At 63.6% G+C, this 22,625-nt stretch carries 20 protein-coding genes; 18 read left to right on the top strand and 2 right to left on the bottom strand.

Translation table 11 applies throughout. The features are described from left to right. Positions 1-24: 24 nt before the first annotated feature. The gene (locus tag ACSQ3S_RS25740) at positions 25-669 is read right to left on the bottom strand and encodes a response regulator (RefSeq protein WP_090314830.1); all 645 of its coding nucleotides are present in this window, start codon (positions 667-669) and stop codon (positions 25-27) included. 94 nt (positions 670-763) lie between these two features. Further along, positions 764-1,228, bottom strand: a complete 465-nt coding sequence (locus tag ACSQ3S_RS25735) for a universal stress protein (RefSeq protein ID WP_176654437.1) — start codon at positions 1,226-1,228, stop codon at positions 764-766. 389 nt (positions 1,229-1,617) lie between these two features. Between ACSQ3S_RS25735 and ACSQ3S_RS25730 the strand changes: the two genes are divergently transcribed. The 18 genes from ACSQ3S_RS25730 to ACSQ3S_RS25645 all read left to right on the top strand — a co-directional run bounded on the left by ACSQ3S_RS25730 (position 1,618) and on the right by ACSQ3S_RS25645 (position 22,555). After that, the gene (locus ACSQ3S_RS25730; protein WP_436144188.1) at positions 1,618-2,445 is read left to right on the top strand and encodes a protein phosphatase CheZ; all 828 of its coding nucleotides are present in this window, start codon (positions 1,618-1,620) and stop codon (positions 2,443-2,445) included. Further along, positions 2,445-4,334 (top strand): chemotaxis protein CheA, encoded by a 1,890-nt coding sequence (locus ACSQ3S_RS25725; protein ID WP_413446285.1) that lies wholly within the window; start codon positions 2,445-2,447, stop codon positions 4,332-4,334. The genes ACSQ3S_RS25730 and ACSQ3S_RS25725 overlap by 1 nt, the downstream gene beginning before the upstream one ends. Positions 4,335-4,575: 241 nt before the next feature. Further along, complete coding sequence (leuC, locus tag ACSQ3S_RS25720) at positions 4,576-5,979, top strand: 3-isopropylmalate dehydratase large subunit (RefSeq protein ID WP_176654504.1); 1,404 nt, start codon at positions 4,576-4,578, stop codon at positions 5,977-5,979. Between the two features lie 26 nt (positions 5,980-6,005). Then, the gene (locus ACSQ3S_RS25715) at positions 6,006-6,128 is read left to right on the top strand and encodes an entericidin A/B family lipoprotein (RefSeq protein WP_176654440.1); all 123 of its coding nucleotides are present in this window, start codon (positions 6,006-6,008) and stop codon (positions 6,126-6,128) included. A 53-nt stretch (positions 6,129-6,181) separates the two neighbouring features. Further along, complete coding sequence (gene leuD / locus ACSQ3S_RS25710) at positions 6,182-6,829, top strand: 3-isopropylmalate dehydratase small subunit (RefSeq protein WP_176654441.1); 648 nt, start codon at positions 6,182-6,184, stop codon at positions 6,827-6,829. A 15-nt stretch (positions 6,830-6,844) separates the two neighbouring features. Beyond that, positions 6,845-7,915 carry a 3-isopropylmalate dehydrogenase gene (gene leuB, locus ACSQ3S_RS25705; RefSeq protein WP_436144187.1) on the top strand — a complete coding sequence of 357 codons (1,071 nt, stop codon included), beginning with the start codon at positions 6,845-6,847 and terminating at the stop codon, positions 7,913-7,915. Positions 7,916-7,940: 25 nt separating this feature from the next. Then, entirely contained in the window at positions 7,941-9,068 is a 1,128-nt protein-coding gene (gene asd, locus ACSQ3S_RS25700) for an aspartate-semialdehyde dehydrogenase (protein ID WP_176654443.1), read from the top strand. Between the two features lie 253 nt (positions 9,069-9,321). Continuing rightward, a complete protein-coding gene (locus ACSQ3S_RS25695) occupies positions 9,322-12,075 on the top strand; it encodes a FimV/HubP family polar landmark protein (RefSeq protein WP_436144186.1) in 2,754 nt (917 codons plus the stop codon). A gap of 48 nt (positions 12,076-12,123) precedes the next feature. Beyond that, positions 12,124-12,927: a tRNA pseudouridine(38-40) synthase TruA gene (gene truA, locus ACSQ3S_RS25690; RefSeq protein ID WP_176654445.1), complete on the top strand. Its 804-nt coding sequence runs from the start codon at positions 12,124-12,126 to the stop codon at positions 12,925-12,927. Between the two features lie 9 nt (positions 12,928-12,936). Next, positions 12,937-13,644 (top strand): phosphoribosylanthranilate isomerase, encoded by a 708-nt coding sequence (locus ACSQ3S_RS25685; protein ID WP_176654446.1) that lies wholly within the window; start codon positions 12,937-12,939, stop codon positions 13,642-13,644. Next, positions 13,610-14,842, top strand: a complete 1,233-nt coding sequence (gene trpB, locus ACSQ3S_RS25680) for a tryptophan synthase subunit beta (RefSeq protein ID WP_176654447.1) — start codon at positions 13,610-13,612, stop codon at positions 14,840-14,842. Before ACSQ3S_RS25685 ends, trpB begins: the two co-directional genes overlap by 35 nt. A 9-nt stretch (positions 14,843-14,851) precedes the next feature. Then, positions 14,852-15,649, top strand: coding sequence for a tryptophan synthase subunit alpha (gene trpA / locus ACSQ3S_RS25675; protein WP_436144185.1), 798 nt, complete (start codon positions 14,852-14,854; stop codon positions 15,647-15,649). A 140-nt stretch (positions 15,650-15,789) separates the two neighbouring features. Continuing rightward, positions 15,790-16,662: an acetyl-CoA carboxylase, carboxyltransferase subunit beta gene (gene accD / locus ACSQ3S_RS25670; protein WP_176654449.1), complete on the top strand. Its 873-nt coding sequence runs from the start codon at positions 15,790-15,792 to the stop codon at positions 16,660-16,662. 179 nt (positions 16,663-16,841) lie between these two features. Then, entirely contained in the window at positions 16,842-18,128 is a 1,287-nt protein-coding gene (gene folC / locus ACSQ3S_RS25665) for a bifunctional tetrahydrofolate synthase/dihydrofolate synthase (protein ID WP_436144184.1), read from the top strand. A gap of 22 nt (positions 18,129-18,150) precedes the next feature. Further along, positions 18,151-19,143 carry an SPOR domain-containing protein gene (locus tag ACSQ3S_RS25660; RefSeq protein ID WP_436144183.1) on the top strand — a complete coding sequence of 331 codons (993 nt, stop codon included), beginning with the start codon at positions 18,151-18,153 and terminating at the stop codon, positions 19,141-19,143. Between the two features lie 18 nt (positions 19,144-19,161). Beyond that, on the top strand, positions 19,162-19,650 hold the full coding sequence (locus ACSQ3S_RS25655; RefSeq protein ID WP_353405303.1) for a CvpA family protein: 489 nt from the start codon (positions 19,162-19,164) through the stop codon (positions 19,648-19,650). A gap of 39 nt (positions 19,651-19,689) precedes the next feature. Next, positions 19,690-21,213 (top strand): amidophosphoribosyltransferase, encoded by a 1,524-nt coding sequence (purF, locus tag ACSQ3S_RS25650; RefSeq protein WP_353405304.1) that lies wholly within the window; start codon positions 19,690-19,692, stop codon positions 21,211-21,213. Between the two features lie 97 nt (positions 21,214-21,310). Then, a complete protein-coding gene (locus tag ACSQ3S_RS25645; protein WP_436144182.1) occupies positions 21,311-22,555 on the top strand; it encodes a cystathionine gamma-synthase family protein in 1,245 nt (414 codons plus the stop codon). Positions 22,556-22,625 lie beyond the last annotated feature (70 nt).

Below are 22,625 nucleotides of genomic sequence, written 5' to 3'. Positions count from 1 at the left end.
TACTCCTACTGATCCGGTCGGAGGTCAGGTTTTGAACGGGGATAACAAGCGGTGCGCGACAGCATATTGCACCATTTCGGACAGGGAATTCATGCCCATTTTCTGCATAATCCGGGTTTTATGCGTGCTGACGGTTTTAACGCTCAGATGCAGGCTGTTGGCGATTTCAGTGATCGACTTTCCCGCGACCAATAAAGAAAACACTTCAAACTCGCGGTCCGACAGCTGCTTATGCAACAGGCTCTCGTTCGGCATCATGATGTTCAAGGCCAGCTGCTCGGCCACTTCGGTGCTGATGTAGGGCCGGCCGGAAGCGACCTTGCGGATCGCGCCGACCAGCTGGGTGCCGGCGCTTTCCTTGGTCAGATAGCCCTGGGCGCCGGCACGGATGGCGCGCACCGCGTACTGTTCTTCCTCGTGCATGGTCAGGATCAGGATGGCGAGCTTGGGCGCCTCCGCCTTGATCTGGCGGATCAGGTCGACGCCGCTGCGGCCGGGCATCGACAAATCGAGCAGCAGCAGGTCGAACCCGCCCTGTCGCACGTGGCCCAGCACCTCGAAGCCATCGATGGCCTCCCCCACGATATCGATGTCCGGCGCGCCATCGAGTATGCGCTTGAGACCTTCGCGCATGATGGTGTGGTCGTCGGCGATGACAATTCGAATCATAAGGGGGCTGCTATAAAAAGTGATTAATGGTATTTATGGTTGCGCTTGAGCTAAGCTTATTATCTTACTATAAAAAGCATCTGATATGCGCTTTTTATTTGCCTGGCTCCTTGATGAGACGGTGAACCAGCACAGGAATTTTGGCATGTGACAATACCTTGTTGGTTACACTGCCCAGCAACAATTGGCCCCAGCCGCTGCGGCCGTGCGAGCCCATGAAGATCAGGTCGCAATGGTGTTTTTCCGCCACGTCGACGATCTTCAGCGCCGCGCTTTCGGCAAACACCGTCATTGCCTCGCAGGGAACGGCGCGGCGCGCGCAGGAATCGACCACGTCCTGCGTGTGCTCCTTGCCCGCTCGCAGCATCGAGGCCCGGTATTCCTCCTCGCTGGGGTAGCTGGGAGGAATGATTTCCACATAGATCGGGTACTGGTATTCCGGCGCTACAAACAGCACCAGCACCTCTGCCTTCATCTGCTCGGCAAAAGCGACCCCGGCACAGGCGGTTTTACTGGATACGGCCGAACCGTCGGTGGTGATCAAGATTTTCCGGTACATGGCGAACCTCCTTTTCAAACCAACGCGCTACTTTAATTGTAGTCGCGATTTACATTATTATTAGTCTGGAAATACTTGATGTTTATCAAATAAATCCGCTTTATCCCATGGTACTAGTGTCGGCTTTCATACTTTTTACCGCCTTTTTTTGCATAGGGGCACTACTTTTGTGTCTCAAGGCGTGTTTTGACGATGTATCCGATGTTAGTATCTCCAAATACAACGAAACTTGGCCAGCACCCGGAGCGCAGGGCAGGCTAGCCGACTCTGGGATTGAATAATCTGGCTGCGCCCTGCTACACTCGGGTACGTGCGTTATATTGCCAAGCTGCATCAATGGCATGCAAGTTTCGGGCAGCAATTTTACAAATTATGGAGAAGCAGGGATTATGACCAACGCCGCTGATGATTTCGACGCATTATTTGATGAAGTGTCTGCTCAGAGCAAGACCGCAGCGCCCGCTCCAGCGCCTGCCCCCGCACCAGCCGCCGCGGAAGACGACCTGGAAAGCCTGTTTGACCAAGTCTCTTCTGCCACACTGGCTCCCGCCCCCGTAGCCGCTCCGGCCCCGACCGCCGCGGTTGCTCCCGCCGCCGGCGAAGCCGCGGCCGACGGCGAAGACAAGCCGATGTTCGAACGCCTTGGCGGCATCGTCCGCCTGCTGCACGATTCGCTACGCGAACTGGGCTACGACAAGGCGCTGACCGAGGCGTCGTCGCAAATCAACGACGCCCAGGACCGCCTCGAGTACGTCGCCACGCTGACCGAGCAAGCCGCCAACAAGGTGCTCAACACCTTGGACGAGGGCATGCCTGAGCAGGACTCGCTGTCGAAAAAATCCAAGGACATGGAAAACCGCTGGGCCGACCTGTTCGCCGGCAAGCTGAGCCTGGAGCAGTTCAAGCAACTGGCGGGCGACTCGCAGGCGTTTGCGGTGGCCGTGTCGGCCGCCACCGAGGCCGAAAAAGCCCGTTTGCTGGAAATCATGATGGCCCAGGACTTCCAGGACATCACCGGCCAACTGATCAAGAAAGTCGTGAACATCACCAAGACGGTGGAGCACGAACTGGCAGAACTGCTGCGCGACAATGCGCCGCCGGCGGTACGCGAGAAAATCGCGCAAAAAGAAGTGTCTCTGATGTCCGGCCCATCGGCTCCGACCGTAGCGCTGAACCAGGACAATGTCGACGACCTGCTTGCTGATCTGGGATTCTAATGGACGATATGCTCAAGGATTTCGTCGTCGAGGCGATGGATCTTGCGGTCAACGTTGAAGAGCATCTGCTGCGGCTCGAACGCGACCCCGACAACAAAGAGACGCTGAACGCGGTGTTCCGCTCGTTCCACACCATCAAGGGCGGCGCCGGTTTCATGGGCCTGCCTGCGATGGTGGCGGCGTGCCACCTGACGGAAAACCTGTTCGACGCGCTGCGCACCGGCGCCGCGCCGGTGACGCCGATCGCGATCGAGGCGGCGCTGCAGGCGTCCGGCTTCGTGGCCGACCAGCTCGCCGAACTGAACAATGGCGCCGAGCCGGACAGCCTGCCGGCGATGCCGAAGGATCTGGAAATCATCCTGACCGACGCCATCGAAGGCAAGACCAGCTCCGCCGCGCCCAAGGCAGCCGCCCCGGCGCCCGCGCCTGCGGCCGCCGCGCCGGTCGCCGCCGCGGCAGCTCCGGCCGCCGCGCCGTCGGCCGATGGCCTGGACTGGGAAGGCATGTACGAAACCGTGATGCCGCCTGGCAGCTACACGCGTTCGGCGCCAGCGCCGGCCGCCGCAGCCGCGCCATCGGCGTCGGCGATTCCCGCCGCCGAGCTCGCCGCTGTCGTGGCCGCCGTGCAAGCCGGCGCGCCAACCACGGCCGCCGCTCCGGCCAAGGCCCGCGAGGCGCGCGAAGAGCGTCCGCAGGCCGCGCCGGTCAAGGAAGAGTCGATCCGCGTCGACGCCGTCAAGCTCGACGCGCTGCTGGAAGTGGCCGGCGAATCGGTGCAGGCCGCCAACCAGGCCGCCGTGCTGCTGGAACGCCTGCTGCAATTCAAATTCGAAGGCCAGGCCCAGACCTTGATGGCGACGCTGGCGGAAACGCTGGAACGCGCCTCGCGCTACTCCACCGAACTGCAGCGCGCCACCCTGGCGACCCGCATGCAGCCGGTCGGCCGCCTGTTCCAGAAGTTCCCGCGCCTGGTGCGCGAGCTGGCCAAAGACCTGGGCAAGGACGTCGAACTGACCATCGAAGGCGCGGAGACCGAAGTCGACCGCGTGGTGGTGGACAGCCTGTACGATCCTCTGGTGCACATGCTGCGCAACTCGCTGGACCACGGCGTCGAATCGCCGGAGGACCGCCTGGCCGCAGGCAAGCCGGCCAAGTCGTATATTTCGCTCAAAGCATGGCAGGAAGCAAATAGCGTTATGATTGTGCTGCAGGACGACGGCAAGGGCATGGATCCGGTGGTGCTGCGCACCAAGGCCCAGCAGAAGGGCCTGATCTCCGAATCCGCGCAGCTGACCAACGACGAATGCTTCCAGCTGGTATTCTTGCCGGGTTTCTCGACCAAGGAAGTGGCCTCCAGCGTGTCCGGCCGCGGCGTCGGCATGGACGTGGTGAAGACCGCCGTGGAGAAAAACCGCGGCGCCATCCATATCGAATCGTCGCTGGGCAAGGGCACCAAGTTCGCCATCCGCCTGCCGATCGAACTGTCGATCGTGCCGACCATGCTGGTATCGACCTCGGGCGCCGCGCTGGCGCTGCCGATGGCCGTGGTCCAGCGTGTGGTCGAGCTGCCGGAAGTGTTCATGGAAGTGGGCGGCGCGCCGGTGCTGAAAGACCAGGGCCGTCCGCTGCCGGTACGCTCGCTGGCCGATTCGCTGGGTTACGAGAGCTGCCGCGAGAAGGTGGGTATTGTTGTCGCTGCGCCACAGCCGTACATCCTGGCGGTGGAAGCGGTCGACGGTACCGCCGACCTGGTGATTAAACCGATGACGGCGATCGCCGTCGAGGGCATTACCGGCACCGCGCGCTCGGCCGAGGGCGAACTGGTGCTAGTGGTGGGCCTATCGTTCCTAATGGACGGATGTCGAGGTAGTGTACGCATGGCGGCTTAGTCTCGGGACTGAGCCAGAAAGACCAAAAGCCTGCGTCCACGCAGGCTTTTTTTCGTTCGCGTTTTTATTTGCAATACCGAATTTTGTAAAAGGAGTCATAAAAAGTGTATCAACAGGCGGAACCGAGTCGGCTCACGAGGCCGGCCAGCGGCGGCTGCTATTGCATTGCACAATATGGCATAATCGAAGTGGATCACTCACACAGGCAGAAGTAGTTCCCTTAATTGGGTACTCATCAATCATCATGAAGACGCTTTACGACAAACTCTGGGAATCGCACGTGGTCAAGGCCGAGGAAGACGGCACCACGATCCTGTATATCGACCGCCACCTGGTGCATGAGGTTACCAGCCCGCAGGCATTCGACGGCCTGCGCGCCGCCGGCCGCGCGCCGTGGCGCGTGTCCGCCAACCTGGCGGTGGCCGACCACAACGTGCCGACCACCGGCCGCGCCGACGGCATCGCCGACCCGGTCTCGCGGCTGCAGGTCGAAACGCTGGACAAGAACGCCAAGTCCTACGGGCTGACCTATTTCAACATGAACGACAAGCGCCAGGGCATCGTCCACGTGATCGGGCCGGAGCAGGGCGCTACCCTGCCGGGCATGACCGTGGTCTGCGGCGACTCGCACACGTCCACCCACGGCGCGTTCGGCGCGCTGGCGCACGGCATCGGCACCTCGGAAGTCGAGCACGTGCTGGCGACCCAGACGCTGCTGCAAAAGAAATCCAAGTCCATGCTGGTGCAGGTCGACGGCGCGCTGCCGGCCGGCGTGACCGCCAAGGACATCGTGCTGGCCATCATCGGCAAGATCGGCACCGCCGGCGGCACCGGCTACTGTATCGAATTCGGCGGCTCGACCATCCGCGCGCTGTCGATGGAAGGCCGGATGACGGTCTGCAATATGGCGATCGAGGCGGGCGCGCGCGCCGGCATCATCGGCGTCGACGACGTCACCATCAACTACGTCAAGGGTCGTCCGTTCTCGCCGGTGGGCCCGCACTGGGACCGCGCGGTGGACTACTGGCGCACGCTGCACAGCGACGCCGGCGCCAAGTTCGACCTGGTCGTCACCCTGAACGCCGCTGAGGTCAAGCCGCAGGTGACCTGGGGCACGTCGCCGGAAATGGTGACTTCGATCGACGGCCGCGTGCCGGATCCTGACCTGGAAAAAGACAGCGTCAAGCGCGACGCGATGGAAAAGGCGCTGGTCTACATGAACCTCAAGCCGAACACCGCGATCGAGGACATCCGCATCGACAAGGTCTTCATCGGCTCCTGCACCAACTCGCGCATCGAGGATTTGCGCGCGGCGGCGGAAGTGGTGCGCGGCAAGCACCGCGCCTCCAACGTCAAGCTGGCGATGGTGGTGCCGGGCTCTGGACTGGTCAAGGACCAGGCCGAGAAGGAAGGCCTGGACCGCATCTTCAAGGATGCCGGTTTCGAATGGCGCGATCCGGGCTGCTCGATGTGCCTGGCGATGAACGCCGACCGCCTGGAACCGGGCGAGCGCTGCGCATCGACCTCGAACCGCAATTTCGAAGGACGCCAAGGCCAGGGCGGACGCACCCATCTGGTGTCTCCAGCCATGGCGGCGGCAGCCGGTATCGCCGGCCATTTTGTCGACGTGCGCGCGCTACGTTAAGTCTTCCACCACCCATTGAGACCAACATGAAAAAACTGATCGCTCTGACCATCTTCGCTCTGACCATCACCGGCTGCAACACCATTGCCGGCATGGGCAAGGATGTGCAGAAAGCCGGCCAGGCGGTGCAGGGCGCCGCGGGCCATTGAACCCGACCCGACCGCGCGCCGCCCCGTGCCGCGCGGTCCACATATAAAGCATCATGGATAAATTTACGATCTACGAAGGGCTGGTCGCACCGCTGGACCGCGCCAATGTCGACACCGACGCCATCATTCCGAAGCAATTCCTGAAGTCCATCCATCGCACCGGCTTCGGCCCGAACCTGTTCGACGAGTGGCGCTACCTGGACCACGGCGAGCCCGGCCAGGACAACAGCCGCCGTCCGCTCAATCCGGACTTCGTGCTCAACGAGCAGCGCTACCAGGGCGCATCGATCCTGCTGACGCGCAAGAACTTCGGCTGCGGATCCTCGCGCGAGCACGCGCCGTGGGCGCTGGACCAGTACGGCTTCCGCGCCATCATCGCGCCGTCGTTCGCCGACATCTTCTTCAACAACTGCTACAAGAGCGGCTTGTTGCCGATCGTATTGCCTGAAGCGCAGGTTGATCACCTGTTCAATGAAGTCAAGGCCTTCCCCGGTTACCGTCTGGTGGTCGACCTTGAACAGCAGCGCATCTCCACCAGCAATGGCAGCGTCTCCTATCCCTTCGAGATCGACGCCTTCCGCAAATACTGCCTGATGAACGGGCTCGACGATATTGGCCTGACCCTGCGTCACGCCGACGCTATCCGCGGCTTCGAAGAGCGCCATCTGGCAACCCAACCTTGGTTGGCCAACGTCATCTAATTTCGAAGAACTAACATGAAAATCGCAATCCTCCCGGGCGACGGTATCGGCCCGGAAATCATCGCGCAGGCAGTCAAGGTCTTGAATGTGCTGGGCGAAAAATTTGAGCTGGAAAGCGCGCCGGTCGGCGGCGCCGGCTACGCGGCCCACGGTCATCCGCTGCCAGAGGGCACGCTGGCGCTGGCGAAAGCGGCCGACGCGGTGCTGTTCGGCGCCGTCGGCGACTACCAGTACGACAAGCTGGACCGCCCGCTGCGTCCGGAGCAGGCCATCCTCGGCCTGCGCAAGAACCTGGGCCTGTTCGCCAACCTGCGTCCTGCCATCCTCTACCCTGAACTGGCCGGCGCCTCGACGCTGAAGCCGGAAGTGGTGTCCGGCCTGGACATCCTGATCATCCGCGAACTGACCGGCGACATCTACTTCGGCCAGCCGCGCGGCGTGCGCGAGTGCCCGGACGGTCCGTTCAAGGGGCAGCGCGAAGGCTTCGACACCATGCGCTATGCCGAAGGCGAAATCCGCCGCATCGCCCACGTGGCGTTCCAGGCCGCGCAAAAGCGCGACAAGCGCCTGACCAGCGTCGACAAGGCCAATGTGCTGGAAACCTTCCAGTTCTGGAAGGACATCGTCACCGACGTGCACAAGGAATATCCGGACGTCGCGCTCGAGCACATGTATGTCGACAACGCCGCGATGCAGCTGGTGCGCGCGCCGAAGAAGTTCGACGTCATCGTCACCGGCAATATGTTCGGCGACATTCTCAGCGACGCGGCCGCGATGCTGACCGGCTCGATCGGCATGCTGCCGTCGGCTTCGCTCGATGCCAACAACAAGGGCTTGTACGAGCCGTCGCACGGTTCCGCGCCTGACATCGCCGGCAAGGGCATCGCCAATCCGCTGGCGACGATATTGTCGGCCGCGATGATGCTGCGCTTCTCGCTGAACAAGGCCGAACAGGCCGACCGCATCGAGACCGCCGTCAAGCAGGTACTGGCGCAGGGCCTGCGCACCGCCGACATCTACGAGGCGGGCACCACCAAGGTGGGCACCGAGGAAATGGGCAACGCGGTGGTCAAGGCACTGGCATAAAAATTTAAAGACAAGGAAGAGCAAAATGAAACTCGTAGGCTTGGTAGGTTGGCGCGGTATGGTGGGTTCGGTCCTGATGCAGCGCATGCAGGAAGAGGGCGATTTCGCCCACATCGAACCGGTGTTCTTCACGACGTCCAACCCGGGCGGCAACGCGCCGGCAATGGCGAAGAATGAAACCAAACTGAAAAGCGCGACCGACATCGACGAACTGAAAAAGTGCGAGATCATCATCTCGTGCCAGGGCGGCGACTACACCACCGAGGTGTTCCCGAAACTGCGCGCGGCCGGCTGGAACGGCTACTGGATCGACGCCGCGTCGACCCTGCGCATGGAGAAGGACGCCGTCATCGTGCTGGACCCGGTCAACCTGCACGTCATCAAGGACGCGCTGGGCAAGGGCGTGAAGAACTACATCGGCGGCAACTGCACCGTGTCGTGCATGCTGATGGGCCTTGGCGGCCTGTTCCAGCACAACCTGGTCGAGTGGATGACCTCGATGACCTACCAGGCGGCTTCGGGCGGCGGCGCCCAGCACATGCGCGAACTGCTGACCCAGTTCGGCACCATCAATTCGTCGGTGAAGGCGCTGCTGGACAATCCGGCGTCGGCGATCCTGGAAATCGACCGCCAGGTGCTGGCCACCCAGCACGGCTTGTCGGCCGAGGAAACCAAGCAGTTCGGCGCGCCGCTGGCCGGCAACCTGATCCCGTGGATCGACAAGGACCTGGGCAACGGCCAGTCGAAGGAAGAGTGGAAGGGCGGCGCCGAGACCAACAAGATCCTGGGCCTGGGCGCGGACTTCGGTTCCAAAGCCATTCCAGTCGACGGCCTGTGCGTGCGCATCGGCGCGATGCGCAGCCACTCGCAGGCGCTGACCATCAAGCTGAAGAAGGACGTGCCGATCGACGAGATCCACGACATCATCGCGTCCAACAACCAGTGGGTCAAAGTGGTGCCGAACACCCGCGAAGCGTCGGTCACGGACCTGTCGCCGGCCGCCGCCACCGGCAGCCTGACCATTCCGGTCGGCCGCCTGCGCAAGATGAGCATGGGTGATGATTACCTGTCGGCATTTACCGTCGGCGACCAGCTGCTGTGGGGCGCGGCCGAACCGCTGCGCCGTATGCTGCGCATCGTGCTGGACAAGTAATACCGGGCGTCAATTGTTAAAGCTGAAGGGGTTTTCTCTATGTGCTCTCATAGGGAAAACCCCTTTTTTTGGTTTAAAGTTGGCGTAGACGTTACACATCCTCATGTATCACTAGAGAAACATCGTGCAAAGCTTGCGTGCCCCGGAGCATGATGATATGTTGGTATATCTGGGAAAGTAACATTTTCCCTCTGACAACCTAATGCCGCCCACTATGCCCGTACCGACTCGCTCCAGCATTGTTTCATTCGCGTTGAAGACACTCACCGGCGCTGTCGCCAGTGCGGTGTTAGTGGCTGCCACGGCCAACGCCGCCGGCCTTGGCAAACTGACCGTGCTGTCCTCGCTGGGACAACCGCTGCGGGCCGAGATCGAGCTGACCGCCGTGTCGGCCGACGAAGCCGGCGCGCTGGTCGCCAAGCTGGCGCCGGCCGAGGCGTTCCGCGTCGCCAATATCGATTTCAATCCCACCCTGTTGTCGCTGCGCTTCGAGATCGAGCAGCGCAATGGCCGCCAGATTATCCGCGTCACGTCGTCCCAGCCGGTCAACGAGCCCTTCGTCGACATGCTGCTGGAGCTGAACTGGACCGGCGGCCGCATGGTACGCGAATACACCTTCCTGCTGGACCCGGCCGAGATGCGCGCGACCCAGTCGCCGCAAGTGGCCGCGCCGGTGGATTTGGGCCGCAGTGCGGCCGCTCCAGCCGCCGCGCCCGCAACCCCGGCCGCGGCACCGGTCGCGCCGAGCGCTCCCGCGCCGGCACGCCAGCCGGCCGCCGTGTCGCCGCCTGCGCCGTCCAGCAAGTCCGCCAGCGAATACACCGTCAAGGCGGGTGACAACCTGACCCGCATCGCCAACCAGGTCAAGCCGGTCGATGTGTCGCTGGACATGATGCTGGTGGCCCTGTACCGCGCCAATCCGGAAGCGTTCTCCGGCAATAACATGAACCGCCTGAAGTCGGGCCAGATCCTGGCGGTGCCGGATTCGGACACCATCCGCAACACCGCGCCCGAGGGCGAGGCGCGCGGCGTGGTTGTCGCGCATGCGGCTGATTTCAACGCCTACCGCGCCAAGCTGGCGGGGCAGGTCGCCAACAGCACGCCGGCCAAGGAGCCGGACGCCACGCAAAACGTGTCGGGCAAGATCACCGCCAAGGTGGAGGAAAAGCCGAACGCGGTCAACGCCGCCAAGGACAAGCTGACGCTGTCGAAAACCACGGCCAGCGCGCCGGTGCAGGGCAAGACCGGCCTGGCGGTGGAAGACAAGATCGCCAAGCAGAAGGAGCTGGACGACGCCGCCGCGCGCATCAAGGAGCTGGAAAAGAACACCCGCGACCTGGAAAGCCTGATGGCGGTGAAGAGCAAGACCGCAGCCGATGCCAAGCAGGCTTCGGCCTCCGCCTCCGCTGCGGTCTCCGCATCGGCCGCGGCCTCGGTCGAAGCGTCCGCGCCGGCCAAGCCCAAGCGTACGTTGGTGGTGCCGCCCAAGCGCATCGCCGAGCCTAGCCTGTTCGAAACGCTGATGGACAACCTGAACTATGTCGGCCTCGCCGCCGCAGCCTTGCTGGCGGGTGCGGGGGCGATGATCGCCTCGCGCCGCCGCAAAAAGTTCGTGGTGCCGGCGGAAGAGCCGAGCATCCTGGGCGACACCGCCATTCCCTCGCAGTCGCTGATCGCCGAGGCCGGTGGCCAGAGCGTCGACACCAACAACAGTGTCTTCAACTCCAACTTCGCGCCGTCGGCCAGCCAGCTGGACACCAACGAAGTCGATCCGGTGGCCGAGGCCGACGTGTACATCGCCTACGGCCGCGATGCGCAGGCCGAGGAAATCCTCAAGGAAGCGCTGCGCACCCATCCGGAACGCCACGCGGTCCGCCTGAAGCTGCTGGAAATTTATGTGACGCGCAAGGATGCGCGCTCGTTTGAAAACCAGGCCAGCGAGCTGTATTCGATGACACGCGGCCAGGGCGACGAATGGGCGCAGGCCGCCGCGATGGGTCAGTCGCTGGATCCATCCAATCCGCTGTACAGCAATGGCTCCGGCGATGGCTCGACCATGTTTGCCGCCGCCGCGCCGGCTGTTGCCGCAGGCGCCGCCGCAGCCGCATTCTCGGCTTCCGACTTCGGCAGCGATTTCAACGCACCCGCCCCGGCCCCTGCGCCGGCCGATGGCGGCCTCGACCTGGATCTGGGCATGGATGCCGCCCCGGCCGCCGACGGCAACAGCATGGACTTCGGCAGCGACATGGAAACGGCCTTGCCGCAAGCGGCCGATGCGGCGATCTCGCCGGCGTCCGTGGCGGCGGAATCCGACAACCTGATGGACTTCGACCTGGGCGGCCTGAGCTTCGAACCGGTGCCGGCGGTTGGCGCGCCGATTGAAATGCCGGCCGCGCCCGCCGAGCCGGATCCGGCGGAAGACGCGTTCAACCTGGCTTTCGACACCCCCGCACCGGCGCCTGCGCCTGCGGCCGAGCCGGCCGCTGCACCTGCGCCGGCCCCGGCTGCCGAGGACCTGAGCATGGACTTCGGCCTGGACCTGCCTGCGGAAGCGATGGCGACTGCGGAAACGGCCAAGCCGTCCGCCAGCACCGACCCGCTCGACCTGGACCTGATGGGCTTTGATATTCCGGACGTGCCGGCCGCACCTGCGCCAGCCGTTGCCGAACTGAGCCCTGACGATTTCGACCTCCCGGCCGCCGAGGAAATCACCCCGGCACCGCCACCGGCGGCGCAGGAGTTCGACCTGTCCGGCATCGACCTGGACCTGGACAGCGCCCTGGGCGGCGGCGCCGCCGCGGCCGCAACCGAGGCGGCGCCAGCCCATGCGCGCGACGACACGCTGTCGGCGCACCACATGGAAATGGACACCAAGCTGGACCTGGCGATCGCCTATCAGGAGATCGGCGACAAGGAAGGCGCGCGCGAGCTGCTGGACGAGGTGCTGCGCGGCGGCAGCGACGACCAGATCGCCAAGGCCAACGCGATGCGGGCCCAATTGGGGTAATGCCGCTCCGTATATAATGGCTGACTCAGACATCAGATCGGGCAGCAATTGAAACGGATAGCAATCGGCGTCCAGTACGACGGCAGCGCCTGGCACGGCTACCAGAAGCAGGAAGACGGCCACACGGTGCAGGACCAGCTGGAACAGGCGCTGGAGAAATTTGCCAGGGTACGCCTGGCCACCACCTGCGCCGGCCGCACCGATACCGGCGTGCACGCGCTCGAACAAGTCGTCCACTTCGACACCGACCTGAACCGCGACGTCCATTCCTGGGTGCGCGGCGTCAACGCCTTCCTGCCGCCGTCGATCGCCGTGCGCTGGGCCAAGGAGCTGGAGGGCGACCCGACGGTCGATGATTTCTTCCATGCCCGCTTCAGCGCCCGCGCCCGCACCTATCACTACGTGCTCTACAACAACCCGACGCGCTCGCCGTTGCTGGAAGGGCGCGCCGGTTTCTATTTCCGCCCGCTGGACGTGGAACTGATGCAGCAGGCCGTCGCGCCGCTGCTCGGCTGGCACGACTTCACCGCCTTCCGCGCGGCCCAGTGCCAGGCCAAGTCGCCGGTTAAGCTGATGCACGATATCCGGATCAAGCGCCACGGCGAGCTGGTGGTGTTCACGATTACCGCCAACGCCTTCCTGCACCACATGGTGCGCAACCTGGTCGGCTCGCTGGTCTACATCGGCACCGGGCGCGAAAAGCCGGAATGGCTGGGCCAGCTGCTGGAAACCAAAGACCGCCACGCCGCCGCGCCGACCTTCATGCCGGACGGCCTGTACCTGGCCAAAATCGATTACGATCCCAAATGGGAACTGCCGCTGGAGACCACCAGCGCGCTCCCCTGGTTTTAAAGGAAGAGTATGCGCACCCGTATCAAGATCTGCGGCCTGACCCGTGTGGAAGACGTGTTAGCGGCCGTGGCCGCCGGCGCCGATGCGATCGGCTTCGTGTTCTATCCGAAGAGCCCGCGCTACGTGACGGCTGAGCAGGCCGCCGAGCTGATCCGCGCCGTGCCGCCGTTCATCACCTGCACCGGGCTGTTCGTCAACGCCTCGCCGGAGCAGGTGGCGGCCATCGTCAAGGTGGCGCCGATCTCGCTGATCCAGCTGCACGGCGACGAGACGGTGGCGCAGTCCGCCGCCATCGCCGCGGCGGCCGGACGACAATTCATGCGCGTGTTCCGCGTCAAACCTGACACTCTGCCGTCCGATTTGCTAGAATACGAGCAGCAATGCCGCGCCGCCAGTCCCTTGTTCACCAGCCTGTTGCTGGATACCTATGTGGATGCCTATGGCGGCGCAGGAAAGGGTTTTGATTGGTCTCTCATTCCAAAAGATCTCGCGCCTCGGGTCGTTTTAAGTGGTGGCTTGAGCGTACACAACGCGACTGACGCGGTGGTAGGTGTACGCCCCTACGCCGTCGACATCAGCAGTGGTGTCGAAGCGTCCAAGGGGATCAAGGATGCCCGCAAGATCGCCGACTTTGTCGCGGCGGTGCGGGCCGGAGATGCCATTATTGAAAGCGAAACCCATCATGAACGCTCCAGCGAAGGCCCTGTTCCACGCTAAAGACTACGACCTGCCCGATACGAAAGGCCATTTCGGCCCGTACGGCGGCTCGTTTGTTGCCGAAACCCTCACATACGCGCTTGCCGAGCTCAACGAAGCTTACGAGCGCTACAGCAAAGATCCCGAGTTCCTCGAAGAGTTCCGCTACGAGCTCAAGCACTTTGTCGGCCGTCCATCGCCGATCTATCACGCCAAGCGCTGGTCGGAAATCGCCGGCGGCGCGCAGATCTACTTCAAGCGCGAAGACCTGAACCATACCGGCGCGCACAAGATCAACAACGTCATCGGCCAGGCCCTGCTGGCCAAGCGCATGGGCAAGCCGCGCATCATCGCCGAGACCGGCGCCGGCCAGCACGGCGTCGCTACGGCCACCATTTGCGCCCGTTTCGGACTCGAGTGCGTGGTCTACATGGGCAGCGAGGACGTCAAGCGCCAGGCGCAGAACGTCTACCGCATGAAGCTGCTGGGCGCGACCGTGGTGCCGGTGGAGTCAGGCTCCAAGACGCTGAAGGACGCGCTCAATGAGGCCATGCGCGACTGGGTCACCAACATTGAAAACACCTTCTACATCATCGGCACCGTGGCCGGCCCGCATCCGTACCCGATGCTGGTGCGCGACTTCCAGTCGGTGATCGGCGAGGAATGCCTGGTGCAGATGCCGGAAATGACCGGCCGCCAGCCGGACTACGTGGTCGCCTGCATCGGCGGCGGTTCGAACGCGATGGGCATCTTCTACCCGTACATCGACCAGAAGGACGTCAAGCTGATCGGCGTGGAGGCGGCCGGCGAAGGGCTGGACGGCGACAAGCACGCGGCCTCGTTGACCAAGGGCTATCCGGGCGTGTTGCACGGCAACCGCACCTATCTGCTGCAGGACGGGAACGGTCAGATCATCGAGACCCATTCGGTGTCGGCCGGCCTGGATTACCCGGGTGTCGGGCCGGAGCATGCCTACCTGAAGGACAGCGGCCGCGCGCAATACGTGTCGATCACGGACGAGGAAGCGCTGCAGGCTTTCCACGATTGCTGCCATATCGAAGGCATCATCCCGGCGCTGGAATCGTCGCACGCGCTGGCCTACGCGGCCAAGCTGGCGGCAACCTTGCCGAAAGATCAAATAATTTTGGCCAACCTGTCGGGCCGGGGCGACAAGGACATGCATACCGTCGCAGAGCGTATGGGTTTGAATTTTAATTAAGGAATCGGCATGTCCAACATCGCAGCAACTTTCAGCGCCCTGAAGGCGCAAAACAAGACCGCGCTCGTCACCTTCATCACCGCCGGCGATCCGGCGCCCGAGCTGACCGTGCCGTTGATGCACGCGCTGGTGGCCGGCGGCGCCGACATCCTGGAACTCGGCGTGCCGTTTTCCGATCCGATGGCCGAAGGCCCGGTGATCCAGCGCGCCTGCGAGCGGGCGCTGGCGCACGGCGTCGGCATCCACGACGTGTTCGGCTACGTGGCCGAGTTCCGCAAGACCAACCAGACCACGCCCGTGGTGCTGATGGGCTATGCGAACCCGATCGAGCGCATCGGTCCGGCAGCCTTCATCGCCAAATCAAAGGCGGTGGGGGCGGACGGCGCCATCGTGGTCGACTACCCGCCGGAAGAGTGTGAAGAGTTCGCCGCCGCCATGCGCGCCGCCGAGCTGGACCTGATCTTCCTGCTGGCGCCGACCTCGACCGAGGAACGCATCGCGCAGGTGGCCAAGGTCGGCGGCGGCTTCAGCTACTACGTCTCGCTGAAGGGCGTGACGGGCGCCGGCAACATCGACACGGTGGACGTGGCGAAGCGCCTGACGGCGATCCGCCAGCACGTCAAGTTGCCGATCGGCGTAGGCTTCGGCATCCGCGACGGCGCCACCGCGCGTGCCGTGGCCGAGGTGGCCGACGCCGTCGTCATCGGCAGCCGCATCATCCAGGAAATCGAAGCCGCAGGCAAAGACGGCGCAGTAGCAGCTGTGCAATCTTTCGTTTCTGGCATCAGATCCGCACTCGACGCTTGATTTGCCTCACCCCCTAGGGGAATACCTCTAAAAACCCGTCAATTCCATGACGAAGTTTAAAAATTGTTGTACTGCAAAGTTCGACAGGGGGGCGAGAAACGGCTACACTTCGGCCACAAAGTTAGCTGCAAGGAGAATTTATGAGTTGGTTGGAAAAACTGCTGCCCCCACGAATCCAGCGTTCCGACGCTGCCGCGCGCAAGACCATGCCCGAGGGCCTGTGGGTCAAATGCCCGTCCTGCGAAGCCGTGTTGTACCGCACCGATCTGGAATCGAACCTGCACGTTTGCCCTAAATGCGACCATCACATGCGCATCCGCGCGCGCGAACGCCTCGACAGTCTGCTCGACGCCGGCGGTCGCTACGAAGTCGGCATGGACACGCTGCCGGTCGACACGCTGAAGTTCAAGGACAGCAAGAAATACCCTGACCGCCTCAAGCAGGCGATGGAAGCCACCGGCGAGACCGATGCGCTGATCGTCATGGGCGGCGCCATCATGAGCATGCCGGTCGTCGTGGCCTGCTTCGAATTCGAATTCATGGGCGGCTCGATGGGCTCCGTGGTCGGCGAGCGCTTCGTGCGCGGCGCGCAAGTGGCGCTGGAACAGAAGGTGCCGTTCATTTGCATCACCGCCACCGGCGGTGCCCGCATGCAGGAAGGCCTGCTGTCGCTGATGCAGATGGCGAAAACCACCGCAATGCTGACCAAGCTGTCCGACAAGAAGCTGCCGTTCATCAGCGTGCTGACCGACCCGACCATGGGTGGCGTGTCGGCCTCGTTCGCCTTCATGGGCGACGTCGTCATCGCCGAGCCGAAAGCGCTGATCGGCTTCGCCGGCCCGCGCGTGATCGAAAACACCGTGCGCGAGAAGCTGCCGGAAGGCTTCCAGCGCGCCGAGTTCCTGGTCACCAAGGGCGCCGTCGACATGATCGTCGACCGCCGCAAGATGCGCGAAGAAATCGCCCACCTGCTGGCTCTGCTGCAGAATCAAGCCGTCGAAGTGATCGCGTAAGGCGGTCGCTTCAAAACGACCGCAGCGGCGTTGCGGCGTCTCGCCGTGCTAACGCACTGTCTTCGCCGTCGCGCCTTGCTGCGCTCATTTTGAAGCAACCGCCCTCGCTTCCCGACGCTGCGGCGCGCAATCGGCTATCATGCCGGCCTGCGCGCCGTTTTCACTTTTGAGCCACCATCATGTCGAACCCAACTACTTTGCCCGCCTGGCTTGCGCTGCTTGAATCGCGCCATGCCGAAACCGTCATCAACATGGGCCTGGATCGCGTTCTCGCCGTCAAGGAACGCCTGAACCTGAGCTTCAGCTGCCCCGTCATCATGGTGGCCGGCACCAACGGCAAGGGTTCGACCTGCGCCATGCTGGAATCGATACTGATGCGCGCCGGCTACAAGGTCGGCCTGTACATCAAGCCGCATTTCCTCGATTTCAACGAGCGCGCCCGCGTCAACGGCGAACTGGCCAGCGACGAGGTGCTGGTGGCCGCCTTCAACGCCGTCGAGGCGGCGCGCGGCGACACCACGCTGACCTATTTTGAATTCACCACCCTGGCCATCATGCATCTGCTGTCCGGCGCGGGCATGGATGTCGTGATCCTGGAAGTGGGCCTGGGCGGCCGCCTGGACGCGGTCAACATCGTCGATGCCGACGTTTCCATCGTCACCAGCGTCGATATCGACCACACCGATTACCTGGGCGACACGCGCGAGGCGATCGGCTTCGAGAAGGCCGGCATCTTCCGTCCCGGCCGGACCGCGATCTGCTCGGACCCGGTGCCGCCGCAATCGCTGATCGACCACGCGGCGGCCATCGGCGCCGACCTGTGGCTGATGGGCCGCGATTTCAACTATTCCGGCGACAAGCAGCAGTGGAACTACGGCGGCCGTTCGCAGCGCCGCAACTCGCTGGCCTATCCGAGCCTGCGCGGCGCCAACCAGATCCTCAACGCCTCGGCCGCGCTGGCCGCGCTGGAGGCGCTGAAGCTGGAATTGCCGGTCGGCGCGCAGGAAGTGCGCACCGGCCTGGTGACGGTGGAGCTGCCGGGCCGCTTCCAGGTGCTGCCGGGCCGTCCGACCGTCATCCTGGACGTCGCGCACAACCCGCATGCCGCCTCGGCGCTGAACCAGAACCTGGGCAACATGGGCTTCCATCCCTACACCTATGCCGTGTTCGGCTCCATGCACGACAAGGATATCGACGGCGTCATCGCCGCCATGTCCGAGCACGTGGACCACTGGTGCCTGACCACGCTGCCGTCGCCGCGCGCGGCCAGCGCCTCCGAACTGGCGGCAAAAGTGCAAATTGTGCAAGCCGACAAAGCGGAGCGCACCATCAATATCTTCGAAGATCCGGCCTCAGCCTACGCAAATGCGATCAGCCGGGCCGGGGAGAATGATAGAATTGTGGTCTTTGGATCTTTCCTCACGGTCGCCGGCGTCATGGCGGCGCGAAAATCCTCATTCCATTGAACGCACAGGACTGAAATCACGCATGGGCTTGTTCTCGAAACTCGGTAAAAACAAGCAAGAAACTGCTGCGCAAGACAGCGGCTATTACACCAGCGCAGATGACCAGGCGATGTCGGAGCGCGCGCGCTCCAAGCGCGCCTCGTCGGCCGATGGCAACGCCAAATCCCGCCGTTCGCGGGACAACGAGGCCGACGATCCGGTGTTGCCGGAAAAGAAACGTGCGCGCCGCCGTCTCGTCGGCGCCATCGCGCTGGCGCTGGGCGTGGCGATCGGCTTGCCGATGGTGCTCGATTCCGAGCCGAAGCCGCTGGCGTCCGACATTGAAATCAAGATTCCGTCCAAGGACAAGCCGGCGGAAGCCCCCGCCGCCCCCGTCGCCAACAGCGCCGCGCTCGACAGCAAGGAAGAAATCGTCGACGACGCCAAGCTGGCCGTGAAACCGTCGCCGGCCGTTGCCGCGCCAGCGCCCGCACCTGCGCCCGCCAAGCCTGACACCGCCAAACACGAAGCCGACCTGAAAGCCGAAGCCAAGGCCAAGGCCGACCAGATCGCCAAGAACAAAGCCGACAACGAAGCCAAGGCCCGCCAGGACGCCGACTACAAGCAGGAACTGGAGCGCAAGCAGGCTGAGGTGAAGGCGGAAGCGAAGGCCAAGGCCGACGCCGAGCGCAAGCTGGCCGAGGCGAAGGCCGCCAAGCAGGCCGAGAAACCGGCGGCGACATCGGAAGACGCGCGCGCGCTGGCCATCCTGGAAGGCAAGAGCGCCGCCAAGCCGGCCGCCGCCGAGTCCGGCCAGAAGTTCGTGCTGCAGGTGGCCGCGCTGTCGGACAAGGGCAAGGTCGATGAGCTGCGCGACAAGCTGAAAAAAGCCGGCATCAACTCCTTCACGGAGAAGGCGCCGTCGGGCGAGGTGACCCGCGTCCGCGTGGGACCGTTCACCAGCAGGGACGAGGCAGAAAAAGTGAAGGCCAAGCTGACCGCGATGGGCTTGAACGGCCGTCTCGAAACCGTCTGATCCAGCCGGCTGCCCGACGTGACGATTTTTGATTACCTGGTGATTTTCGTGCTGGTCGCGTCGGTCATCATCGGCATGATGCGCGGACTGGTGAAGGAAGTGCTGTCGCTGGCGGGCTGGGTGGTGGCCTTCGTGGTCGCCAACGCCTATGCCGCCGCGCTGGCGCAGCTGCTGCCGCCGGTGGTGCCGGGCGAGGTGCTGCGCCTGATCCTGGCCTTTATCGCCTTGTTTATCGGCGTGCGAATTTTAATGGGGCTGCTGGGCATGGCGCTGGGCGCCTTGCTCGATGCCGGCGGCCTCGGGCTGGTCGACCGCTTGCTGGGCATGGTGTTCGGTTTCGGCCGCGGCCTTGTAATCGTGTTGGCCGGCGTCATCTTGTGTGGGATGACGTCGATACCGCAACAGGCATTCTGGAAGAATGCGCTATTGAGTCCGCTCGCGGAGACCGGGGCGCATATGGTGAAAGCCTTCCTTCCCGCTGCCATGGCGCAGCATGTAAATTTTTGAATTCTTTAAATCCGTAGCACCAAGTCCAGGAGCAACATCATGTGTGGCATCGTCGGCGTCGTATCCCATCAACCTGTCAATCAACTGCTGTATGACGCGCTGCTGCTGCTGCAGCACCGCGGCCAGGATGCGGCGGGTATCGCGACCAATCACAGCAGCATGTTCGCCATGCACAAGGCCAACGGCCTCGTTCGTGACGTCTTCCGTACCCGTAATATGCGTACGTTGCAAGGCAATTCCGGTATCGGCCACTGCCGCTACCCAACGGCCGGCTCGTCGAGCGAGGAAGAGGCGCAGCCGTTCTACGTCAACGCGCCGTTCGGCATCACGCTGGCGCACAACGGCAACCTGACCAACTGGGAACAGCTCAAGAAAGAAATGTTCCAGAACGACCGCCGCCACATCAACACCGATTCCGATTCGGAAGTGCTGCTGAACGTGCTGGCCCACGAAATCCAGAAAGCCACCACCGGCATCTCGATCGACGCCGACACGATCTTCGAAGCCGTGACCGTGCTGCATCGCCGCGTGCGCGGCGGCTACGCTGCCGTGGCGCAGATCGCCGGCGTCGGCCTGCTGGCCTTCCGCGATCCGTTCGGCATCCGTCCGCTGTGCCTGGGCATCAACGAAACCGAGCAGGGCGCCGAATACCTGATCGCCTCCGAATCGGTGGCGCTGGAAGGCATGGGCTTCCGCTTCGTGCGCGACATCGCGCCGGGCGAGGCCGTCTTCATCGACGCCGACAAGCAGCTGCACAGCCGCCAGTGCGCGGACAATCCGTCGCTCAACCCTTGCGTGTTCGAGTTCGTCTACCTGGCCCGTCCGGATTCCGTCATCGACGGCGCCTCGGTCTACGCCACCCGCCTGAAAATGGGCGAGTACCTGGCCGAGAAGATCAAGCGCGAATTCAAGGACGGCGAGATCGACGTGGTCATGCCGATTCCGGATTCGTCGCGTCCGGCCGCGATCCAGCTGGCGCTGGCGCTGAACGTCGAGTACCGCGAAGGCTTCATCAAGAACCGCTACATCGGCCGCACCTTCATCATGCCGGGCCAGGCCGCGCGCAAGAAATCCGTGCGCCAGAAGCTCAACGCCATCGCCTCCGAGTTCAAGGACAAGGTCGTGCTGCTGGTCGACGACTCGATCGTGCGCGGCACCACCAGCCGCGAGATCGTGCAGATGGCGCGCGAAGCGGGCGCGAAGAAAGTGATCTTCGCTTCGGCCGCGCCGCCGGTGATCTACCCGAACGTGTACGGCATCGACATGCCGACCCGCGACGAGCTGATCGCTTACGGCCGCACCACCGAGGAAGTGTGCCGCGAGATCACCGCCGACCACCTGGTCTACCAGGACATCGACGCGTTGAAACGGGCGATCTCGGACGTCAATCCGGCGCTGAAGAATTTCGAGGCTTCGTGCTTCGACGGCGTCTACGTCACCGGCGACATCTCGAAGGACTACCTGGACAAGCTGGAGTACGCGCGCCACCATCCGAAGGCCGCCGCGCCGGAAGACGCGGGCCGCTCGCAACTGAACCTGAACCTGGCTGTCACCGAAGCCTAACCTTCGTCATTCCCGCGCAGGCGGGAATCCATACTGAGCCTGCGTGCTCGCGTTCTATGGGTTCCCGCCTGCGCGGGAACGACGTGCGAGAATGCACATGAACGACAAAAAGAACTACGGCTTCACCACCACCATCCTGCACAACGACCGCCTGAAAGGCATCGAGCACGGCTCGCTGCACAAGCCCATCCACACCTCGGTCGCCTTCGGCTACGCCGACGCGCGCCAGCTGGCGTCCGTGTTCCAGGGCAAGGAGCCGGGTTTCCGCTACGGCCGCCAGGGCAACCCCACCATCTCCGCGCTGGAAGACAAGGTCAACAAGATGGAGCAGGGCGTCGGCACGCTGTGCTTCGCCACCGGCATGGGCGCGATCGGCGCCGTGTTCCAGTCGCTGCTGCGCGCCGGCGACCACGTGGTGTCATCGGCCTTCCTGTTCGGTAACACCAACAGCCTGTGGCAGACCACGATGGGGCAGGGCGTGGCCGTGTCCTTCGTCGACGCCACCGACGTCGCCAACGTCGCCGCCGCCATCACCGAGCAGACCCGCGTGGTGTTCGTCGAAACCGTCGCCAATCCGCGCACGCAGGTGGCGGATTTGCGGCGCATCGGCGAACTGTGCCAGCAGCGCGGCATCCTCTACATCGTCGACAACACGATGACCACGCCGTATCTGTTCCGTCCGAAATCGGTCGGCGCCGGCCTGGTGATCAATGCGCTGACCAAGTCGATCGGCGGCCACGGCAACGCGCTGGGCGGCAGCCTGACGGACACCGGCGTCTACGACTGGAGCAGGTTCCCGAATATCTACGAGAACTACAAGAAGGCCGCGCCGGCGCAATGGGGGCTGGCGCAGATCCGCGCCAAGGGCCTGCGCGACTTCGGCGCCTCGCTGGCGCCGGAAGCGGCGCACCACATCGCGGTCGGCGCCGAAACGCTGGCGCTGCGCATGGAGCGCACCAGCAGCAACGCGCTGGCGCTGGCCGGGATGCTGGAGGCGGACGAGCGCGTCGCCGCGGTCCACTATCCGGGGCTGAAGTCGCACCCGCAGCATGGCATCTCGACCGAGCTGTTCCACAGTTACGGCTCGCTGCTGAGCTTTGAGCTGAAGGACGGCATCGACTGCTTCGATTTCCTCAATCGCCTGAAATTGGCGATTCCGGCGTCCAACCTGGGCGACACGCGCACGCTGGTGATTCCCGTGGCCCACACCATCTTCTACGAGATGGGCGCCGAGCGCCGCGCGTCGATGGGCATCGCCGAATCGCTGATACGGGTGTCGGTCGGCATCGAAGACGCCGACGATCTGCTGGACGACTTCGCCTGCGCGCTGGAAGGCTGCTGATACAAAACTGCACATTTGAATATTTGTGCGCAGTTATCTTTTTCTATACACTTGGCTTTAATATATTTAA

Source organism: Duganella sp. LjRoot269 (assembly GCF_964254095.1).
In the GTDB taxonomy this organism is placed as follows: Bacteria; Pseudomonadota; Gammaproteobacteria; order Burkholderiales; family Burkholderiaceae_D; genus Rugamonas; species Rugamonas hordei.
Note: the sequence above shows the minus strand (reverse complement) of the source record. Positions and strands in the feature narration are given on the sequence as shown.